We start from the raw sequence: 25,628 nt of genomic DNA on the forward strand, positions 1-25,628 counted from the left end.
CAATAGGGATTTACGCTGGTAACGCGGGGTGGAGCAGCCCGGTAGCTCGTCAGGCTCATAACCTGAAGGCCGCAGGTTCAAATCCTGCCCCCGCAACCATCTTCAAGACTATCAACAACAAAGCCCTCCCATCCCGGAGGGCGCCTTGCGTTTAGGGCCTTGGATACCGCAAATGAATTGCTGGCGGTATAGCCACGTGGGGCTCTGATAGCGTGCACCTAGGCCTTTGTAAAACACGAGCCGGAACAAGCACTTCAAGCGCTCAGAGCGGCATTCACTCTGTGATCAGGGTTTCCGCGTCACCGACGTGGCGTTGTTTCGGCAGATTCGGGCAAGGTCGCAGGCAGCCGTTTTCTATCTAACGCCTCCGTAGCTGCCTCGAGCCGAGCCACGCGCTTTTCCAAGGAGAAGAGATAGTCCCCCTGCAAATCATCGATACCGAGGAATGCTTCTTCCCATAGACGCCATTTTTCTAAGAAGTGCTTCAGCATGTGCTGTTTTCTCTCGATCGATTTCACTGGAATTTTCTATGTCGCCCTATCTTGGGCCGGGCGGTAGCAGACACGCAGGCACTCTCAAGTCTGCAAGGACATGCTCGCTCGAGGGTGCAAAGGAGCAGGCTCACCCCGTGCGCTCCGCAAGAAAGATCACCTCTGCCGGTTGTCGCAATCCGCTCGCGACAACGGACACTTTCAGTCGACCCGCAAGCGCATCGTCGAACGTCGCGCCGATCACGACATCGGCGTTAGCGTCGACCTCTTCGCGCACGCGCGTGGCCGCTTCGTCCACATCGAACAGCGTCATGTCCGGTCCACCGGAAATCGAGACGAGGAGCCCTTTGGCACCTTTGACCGATGTGTCGTCAAAAAGCGGATTAGCAATCGCTGCTTCGGCGGCAGCTCTTGCACGGCCTTCGCCTGCCGCTTCTCCCGTGCCCATCACAGCTCGGCCCATACCGCGCATCACTGACCTTAGGTCGGCGAAATCGAGATTGATAAGCCCTTCCCTGACAATCAGATCGACGACGGAGCTGACGCCTGCATAAAGAACCCGATCCGCCATTTCGAAAGCCTCAGCAAACGTCGTTGTGGCATCTGCCACCCGGAAAAGGTTCTGATTTGGGATCACGATCACGGCATCCGCGCTTTCGGCTAGACACTCTACCCCGTGTTGGGCCATTCGCATTCGATGTATGCCCTCAAATGCGAATGGCATGGTTACCACGCCGACCGTCAGTATTCCGGCCTTCCGCGCAGCTCGAGCTATAACAGGCGCGGCGCCCGTTCCAGTGCCGCCCCCCATGCCCGCGGTCACGAAACACATATGCATCCCGGTCAGATGGTCCATGATTTCGTCGATCGTTTCTTCGGCCGCCGCTTGTCCGATCTCGGCGAGTGATCCGGCCCCAAGCCCGCCAGTCGCGATCAGGCCGAGTTGAACAACTCGTGGGGCTTTAGACATGGAGAGAGCTTGCGCATCGGTGTTTGCTGCAATGAATTCTACCCCTTGCAGCTTCTGCGCCATCATGTTGTTGACCGCATTACCACCACCGCCGCCGACGCCTATAACGGCAATCCTCGGTTTGAGGTGCAGTATGTCCGGTGTCGTGCCCAAGGTCTGGTTCATTGACGTTCAAGTCCCAAGCGAAAACAGTTTCAGCGTGTGGTGGCGCGACGCTGATCCTCAGCCAGCGCCGTTTGCCTTCGGCCACCGCCGGAACACTGCGCTCGCATTGACACCGCCAAAACCGAAACCATTGGATATTGCGAATTCAGCGTCTAATTGGCGCGCGTGGTTCGCCACAAAATCGATGCCTTCGGCTTCCGGATCCGGAGCATTCAGGTTGAGAGTTGGCGGCGCAATCTGATGCTGGAGTGCTAGAATGGTGAAGATTGCTTCCAATCCTCCAGCCGCGCCAAGTAGGTGTCCTGTTGCTGACTTCGTCCCGCTGACAGCGACAGTCTTCTCGGAACCAAAGATACTTTTGATGGCCCTGATTTCGCCGAGGTCTCCGACCGGGGTCGAGGTGGCGTGGGCATTCAGATGACCTATTTCGCGGGGGGAAATGCCTGCCTGCGCAATGGCGATCTCCATGGCTCTTTTGGCACCGTTCCCGTCTTCTGGTCCTGACGTGATGTGATGAGCGTCGGCTGTCGTGCCGTATCCGACGAGTTCGGCAATTGGTGTAGCGCCGCGAGCAAGCGCATGGCTCAGGGATTCAATGACAAGCATGCCCGCTCCTTCGCCCATGACGAAGCCATCGCGTGATGTGTCGAAGGGGCGCGATGCCTTGTCTGGTGTTTCGTTGAAAGCAGTCGACAGAGATCTGGCGGCTGCAAAACCCCCGAGGCTGACGATGTTCATGCAGGCTTCTGTTCCGCCGCATATCGCAATTTCGGCTTCATTTGACCGAATAAGCCTCGCAGCATCGCCAATTGCCTGAACGCCGGCGGCGCACGCGGTTACCGGTGCACCGAGAGGGCCTTTGAAGCCATGACGGATTGAGACATGCCCGGCTGCGAGATTGACCAGGAACGACGGTATGGTGAAGGGCGAAAGGCGACGGACACCGCGTTGATCGACGGTGCGGACCGCTTCGGTTATCGCAGGAAAGCCGCCTATACCGGACGCGATAATCGTCGCGGTCCTCAGCCGTTCCTCATTCGAGGTCGGCTTCCAGTTTGCTTGTGCAAGCGCTTCTTCCGCGGCTGCCAGTGCAAATATGATAAAACGGTCGACCTTGCGTTGGTCCTTCGGAGCCACAATGGTGTCGGGATCGAAGCCGCCCTCGGGATCTTCCATCAATGAGGGGACAATGCCCCCGATTTTCGATGGAAGGTCCGCCACCACGTCGTCACCCAGCCGTCGAATGCCACTTCGACCCGCGAGCAGGCGCGACCAGGAGATACCGACATTCGCTCCAAGGGGACTGACAGCTCCCATTCCTGTGACAACGATACGACGCATGTTTTACACCTGTTCTTCGTTTAAATTGGCATGCCTTCGGCATCCCGACCGACGGTGCGGTCAGGGCCTGTTCTCCGGATATGCAGTGCCTAAATCGCATCCGCCCGAACCCGACGCGGCGACTGCGTTTGGCTTTTGTTTTCCCTAGCTACCGAGCGCGATCCTCAGGCCGCATGATCAGCGCCTGCGATGCGCCTGATTTCCTCCGCCGCTGCGTCGAGGATTCCTTGAGACGTATTCTCGTCTTCCATGATCCGCGACAGGGTAACGGCGCCGACCATGAGAGACAGGATCGCCATCGCTTTGCCGCTGGGATTGGAGCTTCTGGTGTCATCAAGCAGTTCATTGAGCACCTCGAAGTGAGCGCGTATCCCATCCTCGAATGGACGCCTGACTTCTTCACTCTGCCGAGTAGCGTCCGACCCCAGTGCCACCAGGGGGCAGCCTTCTGCCTTTTCTCCACGGTGGTCCTTGGACAGATAGAACGCCATCACTGCTTCGAGAGGATCGGAACTGTCCGCAGCCGCTTCAGACCATCTGCGTGTAGCGCTTTCCATCGCGCGCCTCGAAGCCTGGGCTGCAAGATCGTCCTTCGATGCAAATTGCTTGTAGAACCCGCCTTGGGTGAGTCCTGCACCCTTCATCAAATCTTTCAGGCCAATGCCATCGAATCCGTGCTCGCGAAACAGACGGCTGGCAACGTTGATCACCGTCTCCCGATTTTCCTCGGCTTGTGCCCGGCTCACTCTCATATCGACCTCCGGTTAGATTTCGTTTGACATTTATAGCGCACATAGATTTAGATCGCAATCTAAATCATTTGCACCGCTGGTCAAGAAGAGAACTTACAATGAAACGCAAACATGTCCTGACTGTCGTGGGTCTTGTCGCAGCGGCTGGGGCCGCCGCCTTTTTCCTCGTTTCTGAAACCCCAAAACGGGAAGCCGAGGTCGCAGACCCAAGGACGGCTTCACCACTGGTAAGGATTGCGGAGGCGAAAAGGACCGGCAGGGCCGATCGGTCATTCACCGGGACGGTCGCATCGCGCGTTCAAAGCAATCTCGGATTTCGCGTTCCCGGTAAAATCGTGGAGCGGCTGGTCGATGTCGGTCAGCAGGTCAAACAGGGCCAACCGCTGATGCGCATTGATGAGACCGATCTTCAGCTTGCACTGACAGCAAAGCGGAATTCGGTCATATCAGCGCGTGCTATTCTGCTTCAGGCGGAAGCCGATGAGAAGCGCTATGCGGCACTGGTCAAGAATGGCCTGGCGGCCACGCCCCAGCGTTATGAACAGGCAAAGGCGGCTCTCGATACAGCGACGGCACAGCTTGCGGCGGCCGAGGCCGAAGCGGAGGTTGCCGAGAATGCGGCAACCTACACCACTCTTGTTGCTGACTCGGATGGAACGGTCGTCGAAACTCTCGGTGATCCGGGACAAGTGGTCGCCGCCGGCCAGACGGTTGTTCAACTCGCAAAGGCGGGCCCTCGCGAGGCGGTCGTCTGGCTGCCTGAGACACTGCGACCTAAGGTGGGATCGGAAGCACAGGCCAGTGTTTATGGAAGCGACGGGCTTAGTGGAAACGCCAGACTGCGACAAATCTCCGATTCGGCTGATCCTCAAACGAGAACCTATGAAGCGCGTTACATTCTTGAGGGTGATGCGGCCTCAGCACCGCTTGGCGCCACTGTAACAATCAGAACACCGGATGCCGAACGCCAGTCGGAAGTCACCGTGCCCGTCGGCGCCATTCTGGACGACGGTAATCGCACAGGCGTGTGGGTCGTCGACGGCGCCACGTCAAAGGTGAAGTTCACCCCGATTAAAGTTCAGCAGATTGGCGAGGAGACGGCATTTGTCACGGGGATCGGGACCGGGGAGCAGGTCGTTGCCCTCGGCGCGCATCTTCTCGACGATGGTGCGACCGTCAGGATTGCCTCGAGCCAAGAGGTGAAAAACTAATGCGCTTCAACCTGTCAGCCATCGCGGTTCGCGAACGTGCTATCACCTTGTTCTTTATCGTGCTGCTGGCCGCAGCCGGCGTCTACGCTTTCGTCAAGCTGGGGCGCGCCGAGGATCCGTCCTTCACCATCAAGACATTGACGGTCACGTCAGTCTGGCCGGGTGCAACGGCGCGAGAAATGCAGGACCTCGTCGCCGAGCCGCTTGAGAAACGTATTCAGGAACTGACCTGGTACGACCGCGTCGAGACCACAACGAGGCCAGGTTACGCTTTCCTGACCGTCACCCTCAAGGATAACACGCCGGCAAGTGCGGTTGCAGAAGAGTTCTATCAGGCGCGCAAGAAGCTTGGCGACGAAGCCCGCAATCTCCCGCCGGGCGTCATGGGCCCATTCGTCAACGACGAATATTCTGACGTGAGTTTCGGCCTCTATGCACTGAAGGCAAAGGGAATGCCGATGCGCGATCTCGTTCGGCAAGCGGAAGTCATCCGCCAGGACCTCCTGCACGTGCCTGGCGTCAAGAAAATCAACATCGTCGGTGAGCGCCCCGAGCAGATTTTCGTCGAGTTCTCGTATGCGAAGCTCGCGACACTCGGCATATCCGCGCAGGATATCGCTTCTGCGTTGCAGCGACAGAACACGGTCACGCCTGCGGGTTCAATCGACACACGAGGCCCACAGGTCTTTATCCGCTTCGACGGAGCTTACAACAGTGTGCAGGCGATTGCCGACACGCCGATCGTTGCTGCTGGACGAACCCTGAAGCTCTCCGATCTTGCAGAGGTGCGACGCGGTTATCAGGATCCCGCCACGTATATCATCCGCCACGAAGGTGAACCGACAATCATGCTGGGTGCGGTGATGCAGGCGGGATGGAACGGTCTTGATCTCGGCAAGGCGCTTGAGGCTCGCTCTGCCGCCATTGCGCAAACGTTGCCGCTGGGGATGACGCTTACCAAAGTCAGCGACCAGGCCGTCAACATCGATGAAGCCGTCGGCGAGTTCATGCTCAAGTTCGCGATGGCGCTTGGCGTGGTTCTGTTTGTCAGTCTGGTGGCACTTGGCTGGCGCGTTGGTATTGTTGTCGCTCTTGCTGTGCCACTCACCCTTGCGGTGGTCTTTCTCATCATGCTGGAGACCGGGCGCTTCTTCGACCGCATCACGCTTGGCGCTTTGATCCTCGCGCTTGGCCTTCTAGTTGACGATGCCATCATTGCCATCGAAGTGATGGTGGTGAAGATGGAGGAGGGCATGGACCGCATCAAGGCGGCCGCCTATGCCTGGAGCCATACGGCAGCGCCGATGCTGTCCGGCACGCTGGTCACGATCATCGGGCTGATGCCCGTGGGTTTTGCCAAGTCGACCGCAGGCGAATATGCCGGTAACATCTTCTGGGTCGTGGGCTTTGCGCTCATCGTATCCTGGATCGTCGCCGTCACCTTCACGCCCTATCTCGGTGTGAAGATGTTGCCCAACATCAAGCCGGTCGAGGGCGGTCATCACGCCATCTATGACACGCCGAATTATCGCCGTCTGCGCTCCGTCATCGAGTTCGCTGTCCGCCATAAGTTCATGGTCTGCGCCGTGGTCGGCATTTCCATGGCCGTTTCGGTCGTTGGAATGGGCGGCGTGAAACAACAGTTTTTCCCGACATCGGATCGGCCTGAGGTGCTGGTTGAGGTGCGCATGCCCGAGGGCACAAGCATCGAGGCGACGGCATCTGCGGTGAAGAAAGTCGAGGACTGGCTGCAAACTCAGCCTGAGACCAATATCGTCACGTCGTACGTAGGGCAGGGCGCACCCCGGTTCTTCTTTGCCATGGCACCGGAACTACCTGACCCTGCCTTCGCCAAGGTCGTCGTGCTCACACCCGATGCCCACGCACGTGAAGAACTGAAGCATCGCCTTCGTGCAGCTATTTCGGAGGGTCTTGTTCCTGAAGCGTCCGTCCGCGTCACCCAGCTTGTGTTTGGTCCTTACACGCCGTTCCCGGTCGAGTTCCGGATCATGGGTCCCGATCAGGATGAACTCTACAGGATTTCTGAGCAGGCTCTGGCGATCATGAAGACTATCCCCGATGTTCGCCAAGCCAACCGTGACTGGGGCAACCGAACACCCGTTCTGCGATTTGTGCCCGACCAGGAGCGGCTCAATCTGATTGGTCTTTCTCCATCGGAGGCAGCCCAGCAATTGCAGATGCTGCTCTCCGGCATCCCCGTTACGCAGGTGCGCGACAATATCCGCAACGTGCCCGTCGTCGCTCGCAGTGCTGGCGAAAACCGCCTCGATCCGTCACGTCTTGCCGATTTCTCTCTGATGAGCAGGGATGGCCGTCAGGTTCCGCTGGATCAACTCGGGCACTCCGAAATCCGGTTTGAAGAACCTATCCTGAAGCGTCGTGACCGCACGCCTGTCATCACGATCAGGTCTGATATCAACGAGGCGACGCAGCCTCCGGAGGTTTCCCAACAGGTTATGAAAGCTCTGCAGCCACTCATCGCGTCGCTTCCCGTTGGATATCGTATCGAGATGGGCGGCAACATCGAGGAGTCTCTCAAGGCGAATACGGCACTCGCTCAGGTTTTCCCGGTGATGATTGCTGCCATGCTGATCGTCATCATTCTGCAGGTTCGCAGTCTCTCGACAATGACAATGGTGATGCTGACAGCGCCGCTTGGTCTTGCCGGGGTGGTTCCGACCCTGCTCCTGTTCAATCAGCCTTTCGGCTTCAACGCCATTCTCGGCTTGATCGGACTGGCGGGTATCCTGATGCGCAACACGCTTATCCTGACAGAGCAAATCAAGGAGAACCAGGCGGCGGGGCTTGATGACTATCATGCCGTTATCGAAGCGACAGTGCAGCGGACACGACCCGTGATCCTGACGGCTCTCGCGGCGATCCTGGCGTTCATACCTCTGACCCACTCAGTATTTTGGGGGTCGATGGCCTATACCCTGATCGGTGGAACGGCAGCAGGCACGGTGATGATCCTGCTCTTCCTTCCGGCTCTCTATGCTGTCTGGTTCCGGATCAAGCCACCCAAGGCGGGTGCCGAAAAAGAGACGGTCGAGCACGTAGGGCAGCCACTGGCGCTCGCGGCAGAGTAGGGGCGTCCATGCGTGCCGGCTCAAACCTGAAGCGTGATGTGACGGCGGCATTTAAGGGCAGCAGGAGCCGAACAATGCGTGGCCTCACACCATCTGGCCGAGCACCGTTGAAAGGCTGGGATTTTCCATCTTATCCACATCCGGACCGATCTTCCGCCCGGACTAGTAGCACGGATACCAGACCCCGGCAGCCTATGCCGGGATCATCACTGCGCCCGGCTCCAATGCTGCGGGAGATCAAAGCTTCGCTTTGCCACCGATTTGCCACACCGCGCCAAATGGAATGTTGAAAAACGCAGAACCTCCAATCGCATTTGGATGAAGGTTCCGTGGGAGGTCATGCCGGTACGCGTCGTCGTTTTTTGCGGACTAACTGACGCTGTTGTCGATCCATGCGTGCGTCTGTTCCAGAATCTCGTCCGATAGTTCCGGATCGTCGATTGCCCGGGCGAGTATGACCGCCCCAACCATGGCCGCCCAGCTTCCTATCGCTGTGCGCCGGCGATCTGCCGGGTCCAGTTGCGGGAGTGCCTTTTCGATCCGGCTGATCTGCGCACGAAGGCCTTCTGTCATGGCGGAGCGCGCCGGCGGCGTCTGATGGCGAATTGCTGCAGCGAGACCGGCGGTTGGGCAGCCACCGGCAGCGTTGTCGCGATGGCGAGGCGCAAGATAGGATTTGACGAAATCGCTGAAGTTGCCTCCTCCGACGCTATCTGAAGCAAGGGCATGGGCAAGGGTCTCCGCGACCAGATCGTCTTTTGAACTGAAATGTCCATAAAAGCCGCCGTGAGTAAGACCGGCTGCCTTCATCACCTCCGCAACGCTGACGGCATCGAACCCCTTGTCGCGAAACAGCCGGCTGGCGACATCCAGAATCCGGCGACGGTTTTCCGCCATCTGTTCTCGGCTGACCTTCATTTTCACAATTCTCCCAACATGGTCGTTGACATTTACATGATGGCTATCATATTTAAATCCAATCATGACGATTGTCATGAATATAGGTTCCATCACAGAAAAGAGCAATCCTATGAGCACAAATCCTGCAGTCCTCATCACCGGCGCCTCCACCGGTATTGGTGCAACCTATGCCGATCGGTTTGCGCGGCGCGGCCACGATCTCGTGCTGGTCGCCCGTGACGTGGCGCGAATGGAGGCCGTTGCAAGCCGTCTGCGACAGGAAACCGGCGTGGCCATAGACATCGTCCAGGCGGATCTCACGCAACTCGCCGATCTTGCGAAAGTAGAGACGAGACTGCGCGACGATGACAGCATCGGCATCCTCGTCAATAATGCCGGAACGGCCATCGGTGGAACGTTCATCGAGCAGAGCACCGACGACATGGCCCGGCTTGTTGCACTCAACTCGACTGCACTCGTTCGCCTTGCCAGCGCAATTGCTCCTCGACTCGTCAAGAAAGGTGAGGGTGCAATCGTCAACATCGGCTCCGTGGTTGGTCTGGCGCCGGAGTTCGGCATGACGGTCTACGGCGCAACCAAGGCCTTTGTCCTCTTCCTGTCTCAGGGGCTTAGCCTCGAGCTTGGACCGAAGGGCGTCTACGTTCAGGCTGTTCTTCCCGCCACGACTCGAACCGAAATCTGGGACCATGTCGGCGCCGACGTCAATGCACTGAACAACGTCATGGAGGTGGGCGATCTTGTGGATGCGGCTCTGGTCGGCTTCGACCGTCGCGAGCCGGTGACCATCCCGCCGCTTCCCGATGCCGGTCAGTGGGAAGCCTTTGAAGCTGCGCGCAAGACCATGCTGGCCAACTTCGGCAATGCGCTGCCAGCCGAACGGTACCGCACCGTCGCTTGAGCAGACCGCGCAACCCATACCGCTGCGGCGGCAACACATAGGTAAATCATGACTAAAAAGACGCTTTTCGAACCCTATACGCTCGGCTCCTTGACGCTTTCCAACCGGATCGTCATGGCGCCCCTGACGCGCAATCGCGCCGGTTCGGGCTTTGTCGCAGGTGACCTGACGGCTGAATATTACGGCCAGCGTGCTTCTGCCGGGCTCATCATTTCCGAGGCCACGCAAATATCACAGCAGGGGCAGGGATACCAGGACACGCCCGGTATCTATACCCAGGCGCAGATCGAAGGCTGGCGCAAGGTCACCAGTGCGGTGCACGAGAAGGGTGGCCATATATTCCTCCAGCTCTGGCACGTCGGTCGCATCAGCCATGTTGATCTCCAGCCGAACGGCGCAGCGCCGGTTGCCCCTTCAGCCATCCGCGCCGAGACAAAGACGTTCGTCAACAATGCCTTCGTGGACGTTTCGCAACCCCGTGCCCTTGAACTGGAAGAGCTTCCTGGGATCGTCGACGATTTCCGTCAGGCAGCAGCCAACGCCATCGAGGCTGGTTTCGATGGTGTCGAGATCCACGGGGCCAACGGCTATCTGCTTGATCAGTTCGCCAAGGACGGTGCCAATGTTCGCACAGACGCCTATGGCGGCTCTGTCGAAAACCGTGCGCGCCTCATGCTGGAAGTCACGGCCGCGGTTGTCCAGGAAATCGGCGCTGCACGCACCGGCATCCGCATCTCGCCGGTCTCGCCCGCCAATGGCATTTCGAGTACTGATCCGCAGGCGCAGTTCGATTACATCGTCGATCAGCTCGAAGCCCTTGGCATCGTGTACATTCATGTCGTCGAGGGTGCCACAGGTGGGCGGCGCGATGTCGCGCCATTCGACTTCGGATCATTGCGCCGTCGCTTCAGCAAGACCTATATCGCCAACAACGGCTATGACCTCGAACTGGCGACTTCGCATCTTACCGAGGGCCTGGCGGATCTGATCGCCTTCGGCCGGCCGTTCATTGCCAATCCCGATTTGGTTGAACGATTGAAAAGCGATGCGCCGTTGGCAGAGATAAACCCGGCTACGCTCTACGGTGGCGGTGCTGCGGGTTATATCGATTACCCCTCTTTGGCGGCAGCTGCCGGGCGTTGACTACTTTTGGGGTCGCTCGCTGGTGCGGCCCCATCAAATCAGTGTGCTGTGCCTGATCCGTTGCGGATTGGTGCCGGGTCCCGACACTGAAGGGTTACCCTTTCCCTCGCCGTCTGAAAGTCACGCTTGACTTTAATGATGATATATATCATTAAAAATCATCAATGATGACGGAAATCATCATAAAATTAGTGTCGTAAAACCATATGCCTTGGCGGCAATCCATGGTGATACCGAAAAGAGAGAAAGACGCTATGGCGACGTTTGCTACTAAAAGACAGAAGACTGCCTTTGTGACCGGGGCTTCCAGTGGGATTGGCAAGGCGGCCGCCACGGCTCTGGCCCGGGCAGGCTACCGGGTGATTGGCACGAGTCGTAAGGCCGCACCTGGCGAGATACGTGATGGCATTCGGATGATTGCTTGTGACGTGACTTCCGATTTGTCTGTCTCGGATGCCGTGGCGCTGGCGCATCAGGAACTTGGCCGTATCGACCTTCTGGTCAACAATGCCGGTTACGCCCTGTCCGGGGCGGCCGAAGAAAGCTCGGTGGATCAGGTTCGTTCGCTGTTCGAAACCAATTTTCTGGGTGTCGTTCGGGTGACCAATGCCGTGTTGCCGATGATGCGCCAACAGGGCTATGGCAGGATATTGAACATCGGCTCTGTCCTGGGCTTAATACCCGGTCCTTTTGGAGCCTATTACTCGGCCAGCAAGCACGCCATTGAGGGCTATTCGGAATCGCTGGACCATGAGGTTCGCCAGTTCGGCATCCGTGTCGCCGTGATCGAGCCTTGGGCAACGAAAACTTCGATCGAGGCCAACTCTCCGCAAGGCGACCGTCCGGTTGCAGCCTATGGCCAGACACTGGCCAGATACCGCACGGCGTTTGACTTGGCCATGGCGACCGGCGACACGGCGGATGATGTTGCGGCCACCATCCTGATGGCGGCGCAGGACAAGGCGCCGCGGTTGCGCTACCCCTCCGGCAAGGCGGCCCGGCAGACCTCGTTTGCCCGGCGTTTCCTGCCGCGCGCGCTGTTTGATCGAACCTTGCGCAAGCAATTCAACATCGCGTGAGCGAGAATGACGGCCACGGCAGGGCCTTCCAACAACATGCTCAGTTCGCGCTGAAAGCCTTGGCTTTTTTAGCCATCTGAGCCGATAATATTTTTACACTGGAGAACGTCCGTGAAAGCCTTCGTTGTCGACAAATACAAAAAGAAGGGCGCCTTGCGTCTGGCAGACATGCCCGAGCCCCGGATGGGCGCGAATGATGTTCTGGTTCGCATTCAGGCCACGGCGATCAACCTTCTGGATTCCAAGGTAAGGGACGGCGAGTTCAAGCTGTTCCTGCCCTATCGCCCGCCCTTTATTCTGGGTCACGATCTAGCCGGAACGGTTGTAAGCGTGGGCGCGAATGTGCGGCAATTCAAGGCTGGGGACGAGGTTTACGCCCGTCCGAGGGATCACCGGGCTGGTACCTTTGCAGAGTTCATCGCAATTGACGCCGCCGATGTAGCGCTGAAGCCCGCGAGCCTTTCGATGGAGCAGGCTGCATCCATACCGCTGGTTGGACTGACCGCCTGGCAGGCGCTGGTGGAGGTCGGCAAGGTCAAGCCCGGCCAGAAAGTGTTCATTCAGGCTGGTTCCGGAGGGGTTGGGACCTTTGCCATCCAGCTTGCCAAGCATCTCGGCGCCACGGTGGCCACCACGACCAGTGCCGCGAATATTGACCTGGTCAAAAGCCTCGGCGCCGATGTGGTGATCGACTACAGGACGCAGGATTTCGAACAGGTGCTATCCGGTTATGATCTGGTGCTGAACAGTCAGGATGCCAAGACGCTGGCCAAGTCGCTGAATGTTCTGAAACCGGGTGGTCGGTTGATATCGATCTCGGGGCCGCCGGATGTTCCCTTTGCCAGATCTCTGGGGCTGAACCTGTTCCTGCGCTTGGTGGTACGGATGCTGAGCCGGGGCGTGCTGAAGAAGGCGAAAAGCCGGGGCGTCTTGTATTCCTTCCTGTTTATGCGCGCGGAAGGGCAACAACTTGCCCAGATCGCCAAGCTGATCGACGCCGGCGTGATCCGTCCGGTCGTGGACAAGGTATTTCCCTTTGCTCAGACGGCGGAGGCCTTGGCCCATGTAGAGACCGGGCGCGCCAGGGGCAAGGTCGTTGTGAAGGTCGCAGACTGAGTTCGTATTTTGCAGGAGATGGGGCCGCATGGCTGCGGCCCTATTGCTCCCGCCCGCCATTTTCGACAGAGGCCCGGCAATCGGCGCGGCAAATATCGAGAATTTCATCCGCCAGGGCCGATGCGTCCGGGCAGGCCCGCGATAGCACGATGGCCCCGACAGCTTGCGCCATAATGCTGATGGCTTGCGTGCGGGCATTTGAGCCGGCGGGCTGGTTCGCCGCAAGATTGCTCTCCAGTGCGTCAACAAGGCGCTCGATGCCTTCGCCGAAAACAGCTCTGGTTTCGTTTGGCAGCCGCGCTGCTTCCCCGCTCAGTGCAGCGGCCGTGCAGCCTTGGCCACGCGCATCACGATGCGTGCGCGAGATGTAGGCGTCGATCATCTCGCCCAAATCATACCCGGCATAGCGTGCCAACGTTTCGGAAAACCCTTTGGCGGAGGTTTCTGCTATGAGCGCCTCCTTCGAGACGAAGTGGTTGTAAAATCCACCATGGGTCAGGCCCGCACCCTCCATCAGGTCAGCCACGCCAACGCCATCGAACCCTCGTTCGCGAAACATCCCGGATGCAATCGCAACAATCCGGTCATGATTTTCCTGCTTCTTTTCCTTGGTGATCCGCATGTCAGAACCCTTTCGACGGCGCCGTCTCCATGATGTTGGATATTATCATGGATTGAGAGTATTGCTGACGCTTATCATTAATAATGCGCTCAACACAAGGAACACGTCGTATCGGCTACCTAATTTTCCGTCCTTCGCCGCCGACATCTTGTCGCTGGCTGCAACGAAGCTTCTGTTTCTGGGAAGCTGGCCCGGATTGTTTGGTAAAATAAAGCTCGGTTACGTGGATCGGCGTATCCTCACTGGAACGCCCTTATATGCTGGGGTCCCGGATTTCCTGTCGTAGTCTGCGAGGGCAATGACCTGGTTCATTTCGGGGTAATAACCTGCTACCGAGCCGGGCGGAATATTGTAGGCAACGGCGGTAAATCCGGTAGCGGTTTTGGCGCCACTCCCGCAAATTGCTTCGACATCGATGAGGTCTCCGTCTCTTAGTCCCCGCGTTTCAAGGTCCCGCTGGTTCATGAAGATGACGTCGCGGCGGCCGTAGACACCACGGTAGCGGTCGTCGAGGCTGTATATGGTGGTGTTGTACTGGTCATGACTGCGCAAGGTGGTCAGCAAAAGGGCTTCGGGGTCGTGCAAGCGTGTGTCCTCATCAAGGCCCGGTGCGACGAGAAATTCGGCCTTGCCGGACGGCGTATTCCACACACGATCAGAAGCCGCGACAGTGAGCCGGAAGCCTCCGGGCGTTTTCACGCGCGTATTGAAATCATGAAAATCGGGAAATACGATTTCGATCTTGTCGCGGATCTGCTCATAGTCGCCGGCCATGCCGTCCCAGTCGATGTCGTGCCGGTTACCTAGCGTCGCCTTGGCCATGCCGGCAACGATCCAGGGTTCCGAGCGCAACTCATCGCTTGGCGGTTTGAGGAAACCGCGCGACGCGTGCACCATCGACATGGAATCCTCTACCGTGACGGATTGGCGCCCTGTCGCCTGAATATCCAGATCCGTTCGGCCCAGAACCGGCAGGAGGATCGATGTCTTTGCCAGCAGCAGATGCGAGCGATTGAGCTTTGTCGCAAGATGAACGGCCATATCGAGTTTCCGCATGCCCGCGAACGTCGCTTCAGGATCGGACATGGCGACAGCAAGATTGCCACCAAGACACACCAACGCTTTCGACCTGCCCTCAATGATGGCCTCGATTGCCTCCACGGCATTATGGCCCTTTTCACCAGACGGGCGGAAACCGAAGGCTTTCTCCATGCCAGCAAGAAGAGCCTCATTGGGAATTTCAGTGATGCCGACGGTTCGGTCGCCCTGAACGTTGGAATGGCCGCGCAGGGGACAGATACCGGCGCCTGGCCGGCCTATATTGCCGCGCAGCATCAGGAAATTGGCGAGTTGCTGCACATTGGCCGTGCCATGGGCATGCTGTGTGATGCCCATGCCATAACAGAGAATGACGTTTTTCGCCTTGAGGTAGACATCCACGGCGCTATCGAGTGCTTCCAGTGAGAGGCCGGATTTCTCGATAATCTCCGGCCATTGCGTCTGATCTACATCGGCTTGCAGGGCTTCGAGGCCAATCGTATGCGCCGCGATGAAATCGCGGTCGATGACGCCGGGTCCGCCAGCTTCGATATCGGCCGCGTCGCGCTCGAAGATGCGCTTCATCATGCCCTTGAGTGCGGCAAGATCGCCGCCGGTACGAACCTGATGATAGGCAGATGCGATCGGCGTGGATGACATCGTCGCCATTTCGATCGGATCCTGGGGGGCTGCAAACCGCTCCAGCGCCCGCTCCTTGAGTGGATTAAAGACGACGATCGGCACACCCCTGCGGGAGGCCTCATGTAATGTCGTCATCATGCGCGGATGGTTGGTGCCGGGATTGTGCCCGAACGAAAAGATCGCGTCGGCATGATCGAAATCCTCCAGCGTTACAGTGCCCTTGCCGACACCGATCGACAGGGGCAGACCGACGCTGGTGGCTTCGTGGCACATGTTGGAACAGTCGGGGAAATTGTTGGTGCCATAGGCGCGAACGAAGAGCTGAAAGAGAAACGCCGCTTCGTTGGAGGCACGACCGGACGTGTAGAACTCGGCCATATGAGGGCTGGGAAGGGCGTTCAACTCCGAGGCAATACGCGCGAATGCGGCATCCCATTCGATCGGCACGTAGCGGTCACTGGCATGATCATAGATCAGCGGATGCGTCAGGCGCCCCTGATCTTCAAGCTTGTGGTCGGTCCATTGCCAGAGATCAGTCACCGAATGAGCGGCAAAGAAATCGGGGCCAACCCGCTTGGCCGTCGATTCCCAGGTGATCGCTTTTGCTCCGTTCTCGCAGAACTCAAACGAACTTGTGTGCTTCGGATCGGGCCAGGCGCAGCCGGGACAATCGAAGCCTTCGGGCTGGTTTGCCTTTAACAATGTCGCCGCGCCCTCGGCGATGATCTGCTGGTGAGCAAGGGTTTTGGCAACGGCTTTTAGTGCGCCCCAGCCACCTGCTGGCGCTGTATAATGCTCTATCCCATCCGGCCGCTTCTCGCTCATCACAGTCTCCCTTCAGCGTGTTTCAATAAATCTAGCATCGAACGCATCAGTACGAACCTAGACCGATGTATAGGTCCAGGTAGACGTCTATCGAATGTGCGGCCAACGAGATTGAGCATATTTTGCCCAGATCAAGATTGGCGGTGGAACAGTATCATGGAAAAGACAGGACAGATGCAAGCCGGGGCGGCAAGCGCCACCCACAATGATGCGATCGGACAAGTGGCGCTTCTGGCCATGGCCGTCGCGGGCGGTATTGCCGTCGCAAACATCTACTACAATCAGCCGATGCTCGGGCTCATCGAGGCGGATTTCAGTCGGCAGCCAGTTACCGGCATGGTGCCCACCGCAACGCAACTCGGTTACGCACTGGGGTTGTTCCTTTTACTGCCGCTCGGCGACCTCGTTAATCGCCGCCGGATGATCATTGGGCAATTCGTGGTGCTTGCCGCCGCGCTCGCGCTGGCTGCACTGGCGCCGACGGCCTGGATGCTGGTTGCAGCATCGGTCATGGTTGGAGCATGCTCGACAGTCGCCCAGCAGATCGTGCCCTTTGCGGCATCGCTGGCCGCGCCCGAAAAGCGCGGCGCCACAATCGGCACCGTCATGGCAGGCGTATTGTCGGGCATATTGTTCAGCCGCACCCTCTCGGGCTTTGTGGGCGAACACGCCGGCTGGCGGGAAATGTTCTGGATCGGCGTACCGCTTGCCCTGCTCGCCGCGGGCCTCATGTTTGCGGTCCTGCCGCATCATCGGCCAACCTCGACTTTGCGATATCATCAGGCGCTCCGGTCGCTCGGCCAGCTATGGAAACGCCACCCGGCCTTGAGGGCAGCGACTATCATCCAGGCGTTTCTGTTCGCGTCGTTCACGGCCTTCTGGACCATCCTCGCTCTCTATCTGGCGGGGCCAGAATTTCAGCTCGGTGCGGATGTCGCGGGTCTGTTTGGGATCGTCGGTGCGGTCGGCATATTTGCAGCGCCTCTGGCAGGAGTTGTTGCCGACAGACGGGGACCGCATTTCGTGGTCTGGATGGGCGCCGGATTGACGATCGCCGCCTGGCTAATCTTCGGCCTCTGGGCATCGATCGCTTCCTTGGTTGTGGGCGTCATCGTGCTTGATTTCGGCATACAGAGCGCGCTGATTTCTAACCAGCACATCATTTATGCCCTGGATGCCGATGCGCGTAGCCGTCTCAACACGGTCTTCATGACTGGAATGTTTCTGGGGGGTGCCACAGGTTCGGCGATGGCGACACTGGCCTGGGGGCAGGGCGGCTGGCTTGTCGTCAGCCTTCTCGGCGCGGCGTTTGGCCTCGCAGCCTTCGCGGTTAAAATATTTCATCATCGCCGGCATTCGTCGACGGTTGTCGGAAACTGAGGGCGGAACGATGGAAAAGCTACGTATAGGAATCGTCGGCGGTTCGCTTGCCGGCCTCTTCGCTGGCATCATGTTACAACAGGCTGGCCACGATGTTCGCATTTACGAGCGATCGAAGAGCGGTCTTGCAGGTCGGGGAGCTGGCCTCGTCGGTCAAAGGGACCTGCTGCACATTCTCCGGCTGATTGGCTGCGAGCATGTCGCCCGTATCGGCGTGGTGGCTAAGGAACGCATCTATCTCGATCAGGACGGCCGTATCGCCCAGACCGTTAAGGCGCCCCAGACCCAGATCTCCTGGGACTACCTGTTCGAAACTGTCGCTTCCCGCATCGCTTCAGGAAGCTATGTGCTGGGTCGGGATGTCGTCAAAGTGCTGGATGGCGAGAGTGGCGCGGAGCTGATTTTTGGTGACGGCACGCGGGTGAATGCCGATCTGGTTATCGGTGCCGATGGCCTTGGTTCGGTGGTGCGCGCAGCGGTCAATCCCGGAGACACTCAAAACCGCTATTCCGGCTATGTCGCATGGCGTGGATTGATACCGGAAACGAGGCTTCCAACGGCAGCTAATCTGCTTCTCGACCGGTTTGCCTTTCATGTCGGGCCGGGCGTACATGCGCTCGGTTATCTTGTCCCGGGCTCAAAGGGCGAAATGGACATCGGCAATCGCCGATATAACTGGGTCTGGTATCGCAAAGTGCCAGCAAGCGAACTTGCCCACACGTTCACCGATCTGGATGGGCGAACGCATGCATTTTCGCTGCCGCGTGGTGGCTTGTCGAGCGACCGTCTGGAGGCGTTGCGCGTCGATGCGCTGCAGATGCTTCCGCCGCAATTCGCCCAGGCGGTCGAGGCGGAGCCAAGCCCCTCTATCCAGGGCATTTTCGACTACGAGTCGCCCCGCATGACGGGCCGTTCGGTCGTCCTCATCGGCGACGCCGCCTTTGTCGCGCGTCCGCACACCGCGATGGGCGTGTCGAAAGCAGCGGGCGATGTCATGGCGTTGAGCAACTGCCTGGAGTCCGAGGTTGACCTTCCCAGTGCCTTGCAGCGGTTCGAGGATGATCGCATCGCGGTTGGCCGGGAAATCGTTGCTTATGGCCGGCAACTCGGTGCGTCGGCTATCTGAGTATCGACCGGCTGTCTGTCACGGTACTCAAGAACGATATTTTTAACCCGCTGGCTTCTGCCAGCGGGTTTTTGATTTTGAGAAAGGTCGGATGCTTCAGTTTGGGGGCTTTATAAGGCTTAGTGCGGCGTGGATTTGCGAGACGACGGCGGCACCTTCCCCAACTGCTGCCGCGACCCGCTTGGTCGATCCGGCACGGACATCCCCGATGGCAAAGACATTCGGCAGGCTGGTTTCGAGAGGCAATGGCTTGCGGGAAAAACGACAATGCTCATCGAAGGATTGCCCAGTGACGATGAAGCCCTTGTCATCGGTTTGCACCCGGCTGCTGATCCAGCCAGCGTTCGGATCCGCGCCGATAAAAAGGAAGAGATGATGAAGCGGCAAGGTGTTCACGCTTCCATCCAGGCGGTTGCGCAGTCTTGCGGAGGAGATGCCAGTGGCGTTATCGCCATTGATCGCGTCCACTTCGCAATGCATGTGCAGTTGGACGTTCGGCAGGGCCTTGATACGGTCGATCAGATATTGCGACATCGTATCTTCGAGTGCGCGCCGCACGACCAGATGAAGTGTCTTGACCTGAGGCGCCAGAAAAACGATGGCCTGGCCTGCCGAATTGCCGCCGCCAACCAGGACGATCTCTTCGCCGGCGCAAAGTTTTGCCTCGATCGGCGAGGCCCAATAGGAAACGCCGTTGCCCTCGAAACCGTCAATGTTGGTGATGTCCGGTCGCCTGTAGCGAGCGCCGGATGCGATGACGACACTGCGGGCCGTCACCGATTTTCCACCGTCGAGTTCGAGCGCCAGCACACCTGCGTCATCTTTCGGAGGGATCAGATTTTTGACAGCGACGGGAAGAACCATTTCCGCCCCGAACTTGAGGGCCTGATTGTAGGCACGTCCCGCCAGCGCCTGTCCGGATATGCCCGTCGGGAAGCCGAGATAGTTTTCGATCCGAGACGAAGCGCCGGCCTGCCCCCCAATCGAGTGTTCGTCGATGACAAGGACGTCGAGCCCTTCCGAAGCGGCATAGACGGCGGTGGCAAGGCCCGCCGGTCCAGCGCCGACAACAGCGACGTCATAGAGCTTTCCGGGCTTGAGGTCCGGCGTCATGCCGAGACATGCTGCGGCCTCCGCATCGGTCGGTTTCTTGAGCACGGTGCCGTTGGGGCAGACCATTAGCGGAAGGTCGGAGGCGAGAATACCCAGGCGTTCGATCAGCGCCTTACCTTCACCCTCCATGGCAGCATCAAGCACGATGTGGGGAAAGGCATTGCGGGCTAGAAATCCTTGCAGGCGCGAGAGCGCGGCATTGCCAGCGGTTCCAATCAGAACAGAACCTGCTCCTGCATCGATCAGACCGACGCGGCGCAGGATGAAGGCGCGCATGATGATTTCGCCGACATCGGCCGATCCGATCACCAAGGCCCGCAAATGGGCGGCATCAAAGGGAATGGCCGTGCAGCCCTCGGACCCGGCGCGGGCCCCGGCAAGTGTCGGTCGACCCGACAGCTGGTTGACTTCGCCAGACAACTGGCCTGCTCCATGCGTCGTGATCGGCGCCTCGCCGGAAAGACCTTCGTGGCGAAACACGTCCATCGATCCCTTCAGCACCAGCCAGGCGGGCGCTGCGTGGTCTCCTACCTTGTAGACGAAGTCACCACGGGCGAAATCTTTTGGCTCGCCGCTGGCAAAACGCTTCGCCGTCTCGACCTGATGGGGGTTGAGCACCGGAAACATCTGGTCCAGGCGCGCGCTGAGATCTGCCATCTGTTACCTCCAGCTGGAAATGTCGTCCGCAGGACACCGCCGATTTTTCGGCGAAGTTCAGTAATATCGCGGTATCGGCCCGCGTTGCGGTGTCTGATCAGGCAGGTCCACCATGGTTTCGTCCACATAACACCAGCCCCAGCCTTCCGGCGGGTCATAGCCCTCGATGATGGGGTGGCGGGTGGTGTGGAAATGCGCGGTCGCGTGGCGGCCGGGGGACTGATCGCAGCAGCCGACATGACCACATTCGCGGCAGAGCCTCAAATGAAGCCATATCTGGCCAGTTTCGAGACATTCCTCGCAGCCAAGCGTCATGGGCTTGACCGATCGGATCGTCGGCAGGTGCGAGCATTGATCAGACATGGTTCCACTCCTGAACGTGTTGGAAATTTCAGTGCTTCAGTGCTTCTTCAAGACACAGTATAAGCTGGTTGAAATCGACTGGTTTCCCAAGGAATGCGAATGCACCGCCATCCATTGCCGCTGCTCTCGTTCGCTCGTCGCAATAGGATGTCATGAAAATCATCGGCGGCTTTTGATCACCACGCGAGTTTAACACGTCCTGCATCTGGATGCCGCTCAAGCCTGGCATTTTAACGTCGACCAGCATGCAGTCGATCGCGACGCGATCACCGCAGGCCAGAAAGTCTTCCGCAGACGAAAACAGCCGGCTCTCGTAACCGCAGGACAAAACGAGATCGTCAAGGGCTTCGCGGATCGACCGATCGTCGTCAACGATGGCTATGACAGGTGTTCTGGACAATTTGATTGGGCCTTGCCTCTTAAAATCAACTGGCTTCTATATGCGCCATCGAGACACAACATTGCACCATACAAGGGTCTAGGTTTTGGCCTCAAAGGCCCAGCAGTTCCGCCTTGCGCACCAGTTCGGCTACGGAGCGCGCCTCCATTTTGCGCATGACATTGCCGCGATGCAGCTTGACCGTGATCTCGCTGATCCCGAGGTTGAACGCGATCTGCTTGTTCATCAGGCCTTGCACGACAGCCGTCATGACCTCATGCTCGCGGCGGGTCAATGTCTTGGCCAGTTCCACGACGGCGCCATTTGCAGCAGATTGCTGGCGCATTTCCCGATCTTTCTGAAAAGCAACCGAGACGGCGTCGAGGATGTCCTGGTCCCGAAAAGGTTTGGTCAGGAAGTCGATGGCGCCTGCTTTCATGGCACGGACTGTCATTGGTATATCACCGTGACCGGTCATGAAGATGATCGGCATTCGGTTGCCGAGTTTTTCCAGGTGGAGCTGAAAATCAAGGCCGTTCGCACCGGGCAGGCGAACGTCGAGAAGAATGCAGCCAGGTCGGTCCAGATCGGCATTTTCGAGCAGGTCCTGGGCGCTTTCAAAGGATTTTGCTTCTGTTCGAATTGACAGGAACAGATCGACCAAAGCCTCGCGTATCGCAGTATCGTCGTCGACGACGTAGACAACCGGCGTATCGCCGTTCGGCGGTTTGGCGGACTTTCTCGCATCATTCATGGGTTGCCTCCATCGGGACGATCATTTCGAACAATGCGCCACCATCGGTGTGATTGCCGGCAGACAGCGTGCCGCCGCGGGCTTCGAGCATGCTGCGGCAGATGGCAAGGCCCATGCCAAGCCCGGTTGGTTTGGTCGTGCAGAATGGTTTGAACAGGTTTTTGAGAACGTCCGGACTGAGCCCGGGACCTGTGTCGAGAACCTTGATGATCACGCTTTGATCATCCCCAGGCTCGATCGTTACCGATATCCGCCGCATCGCTTCCGGGGTTTCGGCCATGGCGTGAAGCGAATTGGTGATCAGGTTGATCAAGACTTGCTGCAGCTCTATCCGCACAGCGTTGACGGTGGGCACATCGCTTGCTTCAGCTATTTCAACAATGACCCCGTTTCTGACAAGCTCGCTCTCCATCAGCGCGCGTGTCTCGGTGACGAGATCGGCCAGCGAAACCGGCTCGATATCGGGCGGGCGGTTACCAAGCATTGATCGTGCGCTCTGAATGATGTCGCTGGCACGCTGGCTGTCACGAGCGATGCGCTCAGCTGAGCGGGAAACGGCTGCCAGATCCGGCGGGTCGCGATCCAGCCAGCGCTGCAGGGTCTGGGCGTTGACCACCAAGGCGCCGAGCGGCTGATTGAGTTCGTGCGCGAGCGAGGCAGATAACGCGCCGACGGTTGCCGCGCGCGACGCCAATGCCAATTCCGCCTGGGCCTCGAACAGTGCTTTCTGGGCCAGTTCCCGCTCCGTAATGTCGAACATACCGACAATGACACGGTTGAAATTGGCAGGATCTTCAGGAAAGCCAACGGTCAGCAGCACAAATTTGCTGGTGCCATCGCTGGTGATGATGCTGCCCTTGCCTTCGAAATGCGTCTCGTTGTTGAAAATTGCCGCGATGAGATCGAGAAAGGTGGCGTCGTCCTGGGCAATGTAGCGACGCATGGAGCCGGGATTGCTGTTGCCCACATGACCCAGCAATTCAAGTGCCGCCGCGTTGGCGGCAACGGTAGGGACGCTGACGATGCATCGCTCCAGAAAATCCGGGTTCTCCCGAGCGTGAGCACCAAGGTCTTTGACACCATTTGCTTTCAACGCCATCAGCATTGCGCGGACCTGCGAATAGTCGCGCTCCCAAAGTGCAACGCGGCTTTGCTCGAAAATCGTCCGGTAGCGCTCTTCGCTGCTCTGCAGGGCGGCATTGAATTTCACAAGATTGAGGCGCGCGCGCTGATTGCGGATGATCAAGGCGCAGGTGATCAACATTGCAGCAACCGCGACCGCCAGGCGTAGGGTTGCGGCGAGGTCGGTTTGCAGCCCATGAGCTGCAAGATACGAGACTGCCGCCAGACTGATACAGATACCGGTCACCAGGATCGTTCCTTTTTCTGTCAGGGTTTCTGCCGACAGAAGCAAGGTGATGACATAGAGCGTGGCAAGCGCGCTGTGAATGTCGGTATAGGTATCGAGATAGAAGATCAGCGCTGCGAGCAAAAATGCGCAGACGAGCACGCCAAGTTCAAAGCGCGCCGGCAGCCGTCTTTCCGGGTTTACCAGGACCAGCGAATGCAAGGAGATTTCCCACGTTGAGATCGACCGCATTATCAAGCCATCCCTGCTGCCAAAACGCAAATGGCAATTCCAATATTCCTATGCAAACTCAATCTCATAACCGCGCAAAAAAGAAAGGCCATTCCAGGGTTGGGATGGCCTCAGATGGATCGCGACATCCATGCGAAATGGCGCGCTTGAAAATTTAGGGTGCATTGGCATCCAGCATCTCTTCAGTGGAGGGCCTGAATTTGTAGCCTCGGTTCGGCAGGTGAGCCACTATACTTAGGTGTCAGTCCGACTAACCAAGCATTGGATACCGCGCAACCAGATCCTCGCCTACAACCATCTCGTCAAACAAACGATGTCGGCAGGAGCTGAAGATGCAGATTTCAAAACATGTTCTTTCTCTCAAGGACCGGCCTGCAGCCTTCGAAAGCCCGGCGGGATCGATCATGCGCCTTGGTCGCAATCAACTGCCAATCCTCAAAGGCCTTTCAATACGCAGGCTGGTGCTCACGGCACACGCGATCAGGGAGCCTCACTGGCATGCGAATGCCAATGAACTGGGCTACTGTGTCCGCGGACAGGCACTGGTGACTGTCGTCGGCAATCATGGCAGCCGCGATGTCTTTCTTATCGGCATTGGCGAAATGTTCTTCGTTCCGTCAGGCACGGTTCACGCGATTGAAAATACCGGTGAAACGGAGGCGGAGTTCATCCTTGCCTTTTCGAACGAGGATCCGGAAGATTTCAGCCTGTCTGGCGCCTTCGACGTGATGTCCGACGCCGTGCTGCTGAGCACATTCGAGTGGCAACCGCAAAAGCCGCCGAGTTTTGGCAGGCTGAACGCGAACACAGAGATATTCGACCTGCAGGCCCAGCCAGCCATTGAAAAGCAGGCGCTTCATCCAAACAGGCTCAAATTCCGCGTCGAGGAGTCAGCGCCGCACGTATCGTCGCCGGCGGGCTCTGCAAGGACCGCGCAGGCTCCGGCTTGGTCTGTTCTCGATGGTCTTTCGATGTTTTCTGTCCGCATCAGCGAGATTGGCCTGCGCGAACCGCACTGGCACCCCGAGACCGCCGAGATGGGCTATGTGCTCGAAGGGACCGGTCAGATGACAGTCCTTGATCCCGATGGAAGCGCTGACACCTATTCGATCCATCCGGGTGACGCTTATTTCGTGCCGCCGGCTTACCCGCATCACATCGAAAACACCGGCAGTGGCACACTGCATATCCTGATTTTCTTCAGTCGCAGCGCGCCACAAGATATCGGTTACCGAGCAGCGGCGGCCGGTTATTCACGCAGTGTGATCGCTAGCCAGTTGGGCCTTTCCGAGCAAGCCCTCCTGCCTCTTCCTGTCGATATCGACGATCCGCTGATCGTTGCACAGCTCTGAAACCCTGAAATCCAAATCCAAACCCAAACCCAAACCCAATGGAGATTACCATGAACCGCACCCTCGCTGAAAAACATCGCAAGTCGCCTCTTGCAACACCGACTGCCCTTGGCACGAACGCAACCGCCGATATTTCCGGCGCGTTGACGGCGCTGCTGGCCGATGTCTTCGCGCTTTATCTCAAGACGAAGAATTTTCACTGGCATATGAGCGGTCCGCATTTCCGTGATTACCATTTGATGCTGGACGAGCAGGGCGAGCAGATCTTCGCCATGACGGACGACATTGCCGAGCGAGCCCGCAAGATCGGCGGCACCACACTTCGTTCGATCAGCCATATTTCCAGGTTGCAGCGGCTTCTCGACAACGACGCCGATTTCGTGACCCCGGCGGATATGCTGGCCGAGCTTCGCGACGATAACCTCACACTCGTCTCGATGATGAAGGCGACACACAATCTTTGTGAAGACCATGGCGACATCGCAACCGCCAGCCTGATCGAAAACTGGGTGGATGAGGCAGAGCGCCGTGCCTGGTTCCTGTTCGAAAGCACCCGCGGCGCCGAATGAGCGCGCGAAAT

At 58.3% G+C, this 25,628-nt stretch carries 22 protein-coding genes, 1 tRNA gene and 1 pseudogene; 12 read left to right on the plus strand and 12 right to left on the minus strand.

Annotated elements, in window-relative coordinates; genetic code table 11:
- Positions 1-22 precede the first annotated feature (22 nt).
- A tRNA-Met gene (locus tag ACQZ6D_RS20475) sits at positions 23-99 on the plus strand.
- Positions 100-299: 200 nt separating this feature from the next.
- On the opposite strand, the gene ACQZ6D_RS20480 is transcribed toward ACQZ6D_RS20475, so the two are convergent.
- From ACQZ6D_RS20480 to ACQZ6D_RS20495, 4 genes are all read right to left on the minus strand, one after another.
- Positions 300-518 carry a hypothetical protein gene (locus tag ACQZ6D_RS20480; protein WP_245260850.1) on the minus strand — a complete coding sequence of 73 codons (219 nt, stop codon included), beginning with the start codon at positions 516-518 and terminating at the stop codon, positions 300-302.
- A 103-nt stretch (positions 519-621) separates the two neighbouring features.
- Positions 622-1,626, minus strand: coding sequence for a cell division protein FtsZ (gene ftsZ, locus ACQZ6D_RS20485; RefSeq protein WP_111804895.1), 1,005 nt, complete (start codon positions 1,624-1,626; stop codon positions 622-624).
- Between the two features lie 57 nt (positions 1,627-1,683).
- Positions 1,684-2,967: a beta-ketoacyl-ACP synthase II gene (gene fabF / locus ACQZ6D_RS20490; RefSeq protein ID WP_025595181.1), complete on the minus strand. Its 1,284-nt coding sequence runs from the start codon at positions 2,965-2,967 to the stop codon at positions 1,684-1,686.
- 164 nt (positions 2,968-3,131) lie between these two features.
- Positions 3,132-3,719: a TetR/AcrR family transcriptional regulator gene (locus tag ACQZ6D_RS20495; protein WP_003519277.1), complete on the minus strand. Its 588-nt coding sequence runs from the start codon at positions 3,717-3,719 to the stop codon at positions 3,132-3,134.
- Between the two features lie 98 nt (positions 3,720-3,817).
- Here ACQZ6D_RS20495 and ACQZ6D_RS20500 point away from each other — a divergent pair, with 98 nt between their 5' ends.
- The 3 genes and pseudogenes from ACQZ6D_RS20500 to ACQZ6D_RS20510 form a co-directional block, all read left to right on the plus strand.
- A complete protein-coding gene (locus ACQZ6D_RS20500) occupies positions 3,818-4,930 on the plus strand; it encodes an efflux RND transporter periplasmic adaptor subunit (protein WP_111802152.1) in 1,113 nt (370 codons plus the stop codon).
- Positions 4,930-8,040, plus strand: a complete 3,111-nt coding sequence (locus ACQZ6D_RS20505; protein ID WP_111801726.1) for an efflux RND transporter permease subunit — start codon at positions 4,930-4,932, stop codon at positions 8,038-8,040. The genes ACQZ6D_RS20500 and ACQZ6D_RS20505 overlap by 1 nt, the downstream gene beginning before the upstream one ends.
- Positions 8,041-8,212: 172 nt before the next feature.
- Positions 8,213-8,362: pseudogene (locus ACQZ6D_RS20510) on the plus strand (IS3 family transposase); the annotation flags it as partial.
- Positions 8,363-8,409: 47 nt separating this feature from the next.
- Here ACQZ6D_RS20510 and ACQZ6D_RS20515 read toward each other — a convergent pair.
- Positions 8,410-8,958 carry a TetR/AcrR family transcriptional regulator gene (locus tag ACQZ6D_RS20515; protein WP_065658404.1) on the minus strand — a complete coding sequence of 183 codons (549 nt, stop codon included), beginning with the start codon at positions 8,956-8,958 and terminating at the stop codon, positions 8,410-8,412.
- A 112-nt stretch (positions 8,959-9,070) separates the two neighbouring features.
- Between ACQZ6D_RS20515 and ACQZ6D_RS20520 the strand changes: the two genes are divergently transcribed.
- The 4 genes from ACQZ6D_RS20520 (at position 9,071) to ACQZ6D_RS20535 (ending at position 13,197) form a co-directional block, all read left to right on the plus strand.
- Positions 9,071-9,859, plus strand: a complete 789-nt coding sequence (locus ACQZ6D_RS20520) for an SDR family NAD(P)-dependent oxidoreductase (RefSeq protein ID WP_003519273.1) — start codon at positions 9,071-9,073, stop codon at positions 9,857-9,859.
- A gap of 48 nt (positions 9,860-9,907) precedes the next feature.
- On the plus strand, positions 9,908-11,002 hold the full coding sequence (locus tag ACQZ6D_RS20525; protein WP_003519272.1) for an alkene reductase: 1,095 nt from the start codon (positions 9,908-9,910) through the stop codon (positions 11,000-11,002).
- A gap of 254 nt (positions 11,003-11,256) precedes the next feature.
- Positions 11,257-12,081, plus strand: a complete 825-nt coding sequence (locus ACQZ6D_RS20530) for an oxidoreductase (protein WP_003519271.1) — start codon at positions 11,257-11,259, stop codon at positions 12,079-12,081.
- A gap of 111 nt (positions 12,082-12,192) precedes the next feature.
- Complete coding sequence (locus ACQZ6D_RS20535) at positions 12,193-13,197, plus strand: NADP-dependent oxidoreductase (RefSeq protein ID WP_003519270.1); 1,005 nt, start codon at positions 12,193-12,195, stop codon at positions 13,195-13,197.
- A gap of 40 nt (positions 13,198-13,237) precedes the next feature.
- Here ACQZ6D_RS20535 and ACQZ6D_RS20540 read toward each other — a convergent pair whose 3' ends face one another.
- Together ACQZ6D_RS20540 and ACQZ6D_RS20545 are read right to left on the minus strand one after the other, a co-directional pair.
- The gene (locus ACQZ6D_RS20540; RefSeq protein WP_003519268.1) at positions 13,238-13,819 is read right to left on the minus strand and encodes a TetR/AcrR family transcriptional regulator; all 582 of its coding nucleotides are present in this window, start codon (positions 13,817-13,819) and stop codon (positions 13,238-13,240) included.
- Between the two features lie 219 nt (positions 13,820-14,038).
- A complete protein-coding gene (locus tag ACQZ6D_RS20545) occupies positions 14,039-16,324 on the minus strand; it encodes an FdhF/YdeP family oxidoreductase (RefSeq protein ID WP_115064512.1) in 2,286 nt (761 codons plus the stop codon).
- A gap of 156 nt (positions 16,325-16,480) precedes the next feature.
- On the opposite strand from ACQZ6D_RS20545, the gene ACQZ6D_RS20550 reads away from it, so the two are divergent.
- Together ACQZ6D_RS20550 and ACQZ6D_RS20555 are read left to right on the plus strand one after the other, a co-directional pair.
- Positions 16,481-17,704 carry an MFS transporter gene (locus tag ACQZ6D_RS20550; RefSeq protein ID WP_448730122.1) on the plus strand — a complete coding sequence of 408 codons (1,224 nt, stop codon included), beginning with the start codon at positions 16,481-16,483 and terminating at the stop codon, positions 17,702-17,704.
- A 10-nt stretch (positions 17,705-17,714) separates the two neighbouring features.
- Positions 17,715-18,830, plus strand: coding sequence for an FAD binding domain-containing protein (locus ACQZ6D_RS20555; RefSeq protein ID WP_448730121.1), 1,116 nt, complete (start codon positions 17,715-17,717; stop codon positions 18,828-18,830).
- Between the two features lie 96 nt (positions 18,831-18,926).
- On the opposite strand, the gene ACQZ6D_RS20560 is transcribed toward ACQZ6D_RS20555, so the two are convergent.
- The 5 genes from ACQZ6D_RS20560 to ACQZ6D_RS20580 all read right to left on the minus strand — a co-directional run bounded on the left by ACQZ6D_RS20560 (position 18,927) and on the right by ACQZ6D_RS20580 (position 23,666).
- Positions 18,927-20,600, minus strand: a complete 1,674-nt coding sequence (locus ACQZ6D_RS20560) for an FAD-dependent oxidoreductase (protein ID WP_065658409.1) — start codon at positions 20,598-20,600, stop codon at positions 18,927-18,929.
- 57 nt (positions 20,601-20,657) lie between these two features.
- On the minus strand, positions 20,658-20,963 hold the full coding sequence (locus ACQZ6D_RS20565) for a UBP-type zinc finger domain-containing protein (protein ID WP_003519260.1): 306 nt from the start codon (positions 20,961-20,963) through the stop codon (positions 20,658-20,660).
- A gap of 28 nt (positions 20,964-20,991) precedes the next feature.
- The gene (locus ACQZ6D_RS20570; RefSeq protein WP_065663393.1) at positions 20,992-21,363 is read right to left on the minus strand and encodes a response regulator transcription factor; all 372 of its coding nucleotides are present in this window, start codon (positions 21,361-21,363) and stop codon (positions 20,992-20,994) included.
- Positions 21,364-21,454: 91 nt separating this feature from the next.
- Complete coding sequence (locus ACQZ6D_RS20575; protein WP_013762159.1) at positions 21,455-22,096, minus strand: response regulator transcription factor; 642 nt, start codon at positions 22,094-22,096, stop codon at positions 21,455-21,457.
- Positions 22,089-23,666, minus strand: a complete 1,578-nt coding sequence (locus tag ACQZ6D_RS20580; RefSeq protein WP_448730120.1) for a sensor histidine kinase — start codon at positions 23,664-23,666, stop codon at positions 22,089-22,091. Before ACQZ6D_RS20580 ends, ACQZ6D_RS20575 begins: the two co-directional genes overlap by 8 nt.
- Before the next feature lie 362 nt (positions 23,667-24,028).
- Here ACQZ6D_RS20580 and ACQZ6D_RS20585 point away from each other — a divergent pair, with 362 nt between their 5' ends.
- Positions 24,029-25,048 carry a cupin domain-containing protein gene (locus ACQZ6D_RS20585; RefSeq protein ID WP_448730119.1) on the plus strand — a complete coding sequence of 340 codons (1,020 nt, stop codon included), beginning with the start codon at positions 24,029-24,031 and terminating at the stop codon, positions 25,046-25,048.
- A 50-nt stretch (positions 25,049-25,098) separates the two neighbouring features.
- Positions 25,099-25,617: a Dps family protein gene (locus tag ACQZ6D_RS20590; RefSeq protein WP_448730118.1), complete on the plus strand. Its 519-nt coding sequence runs from the start codon at positions 25,099-25,101 to the stop codon at positions 25,615-25,617.
- Positions 25,618-25,628: the final 11 nt, after the last annotated feature.

The sequence above is a fragment of the Agrobacterium sp. 22-3639C2 genome (assembly GCF_053522105.1).

Excerpts from the sequence above, each read along its gene's own strand:
- ACQZ6D_RS20585 (WP_448730119.1), top strand. The coding sequence starts at position 24,029 with ATGCAGATTTCAAAACATGTTCTTTCTCTCAAGGACCGGCCTGCAGCC.
- ACQZ6D_RS20550 (WP_448730122.1), top strand. The coding sequence starts at position 16,481 with ATGGAAAAGACAGGACAGATGCAAGCCGGGGCGGCAAGCGCCACCCAC.
- ACQZ6D_RS20505 (WP_111801726.1), top strand. The coding sequence starts at position 4,930 with ATGCGCTTCAACCTGTCAGCCATCGCGGTTCGCGAACGTGCTATCACC.
- ACQZ6D_RS20540 (WP_003519268.1), bottom strand. The coding sequence starts at position 13,819 with ATGCGGATCACCAAGGAAAAGAAGCAGGAAAATCATGACCGGATTGTT.
- ACQZ6D_RS20515 (WP_065658404.1), bottom strand. The coding sequence starts at position 8,958 with ATGAAGGTCAGCCGAGAACAGATGGCGGAAAACCGTCGCCGGATTCTG.
- ACQZ6D_RS20500 (WP_111802152.1), top strand. The coding sequence starts at position 3,818 with ATGAAACGCAAACATGTCCTGACTGTCGTGGGTCTTGTCGCAGCGGCT.
- ACQZ6D_RS20590 (WP_448730118.1), top strand. The coding sequence starts at position 25,099 with ATGAACCGCACCCTCGCTGAAAAACATCGCAAGTCGCCTCTTGCAACA.
- ftsZ (WP_111804895.1), bottom strand. The coding sequence starts at position 1,626 with ATGAACCAGACCTTGGGCACGACACCGGACATACTGCACCTCAAACCG.
- ACQZ6D_RS20560 (WP_065658409.1), bottom strand. The coding sequence starts at position 20,600 with ATGGCAGATCTCAGCGCGCGCCTGGACCAGATGTTTCCGGTGCTCAAC.
- ACQZ6D_RS20555 (WP_448730121.1), top strand. The coding sequence starts at position 17,715 with ATGGAAAAGCTACGTATAGGAATCGTCGGCGGTTCGCTTGCCGGCCTC.
- ACQZ6D_RS20545 (WP_115064512.1), bottom strand. The coding sequence starts at position 16,324 with ATGAGCGAGAAGCGGCCGGATGGGATAGAGCATTATACAGCGCCAGCA.
- ACQZ6D_RS20495 (WP_003519277.1), bottom strand. The coding sequence starts at position 3,719 with ATGAGAGTGAGCCGGGCACAAGCCGAGGAAAATCGGGAGACGGTGATC.
- ACQZ6D_RS20575 (WP_013762159.1), bottom strand. The coding sequence starts at position 22,096 with ATGAATGATGCGAGAAAGTCCGCCAAACCGCCGAACGGCGATACGCCG.
- fabF (WP_025595181.1), bottom strand. The coding sequence starts at position 2,967 with ATGCGTCGTATCGTTGTCACAGGAATGGGAGCTGTCAGTCCCCTTGGA.
- ACQZ6D_RS20520 (WP_003519273.1), top strand. The coding sequence starts at position 9,071 with ATGAGCACAAATCCTGCAGTCCTCATCACCGGCGCCTCCACCGGTATT.
- ACQZ6D_RS20565 (WP_003519260.1), bottom strand. The coding sequence starts at position 20,963 with ATGTCTGATCAATGCTCGCACCTGCCGACGATCCGATCGGTCAAGCCC.
- ACQZ6D_RS20530 (WP_003519271.1), top strand. The coding sequence starts at position 11,257 with ATGGCGACGTTTGCTACTAAAAGACAGAAGACTGCCTTTGTGACCGGG.
- ACQZ6D_RS20525 (WP_003519272.1), top strand. The coding sequence starts at position 9,908 with ATGACTAAAAAGACGCTTTTCGAACCCTATACGCTCGGCTCCTTGACG.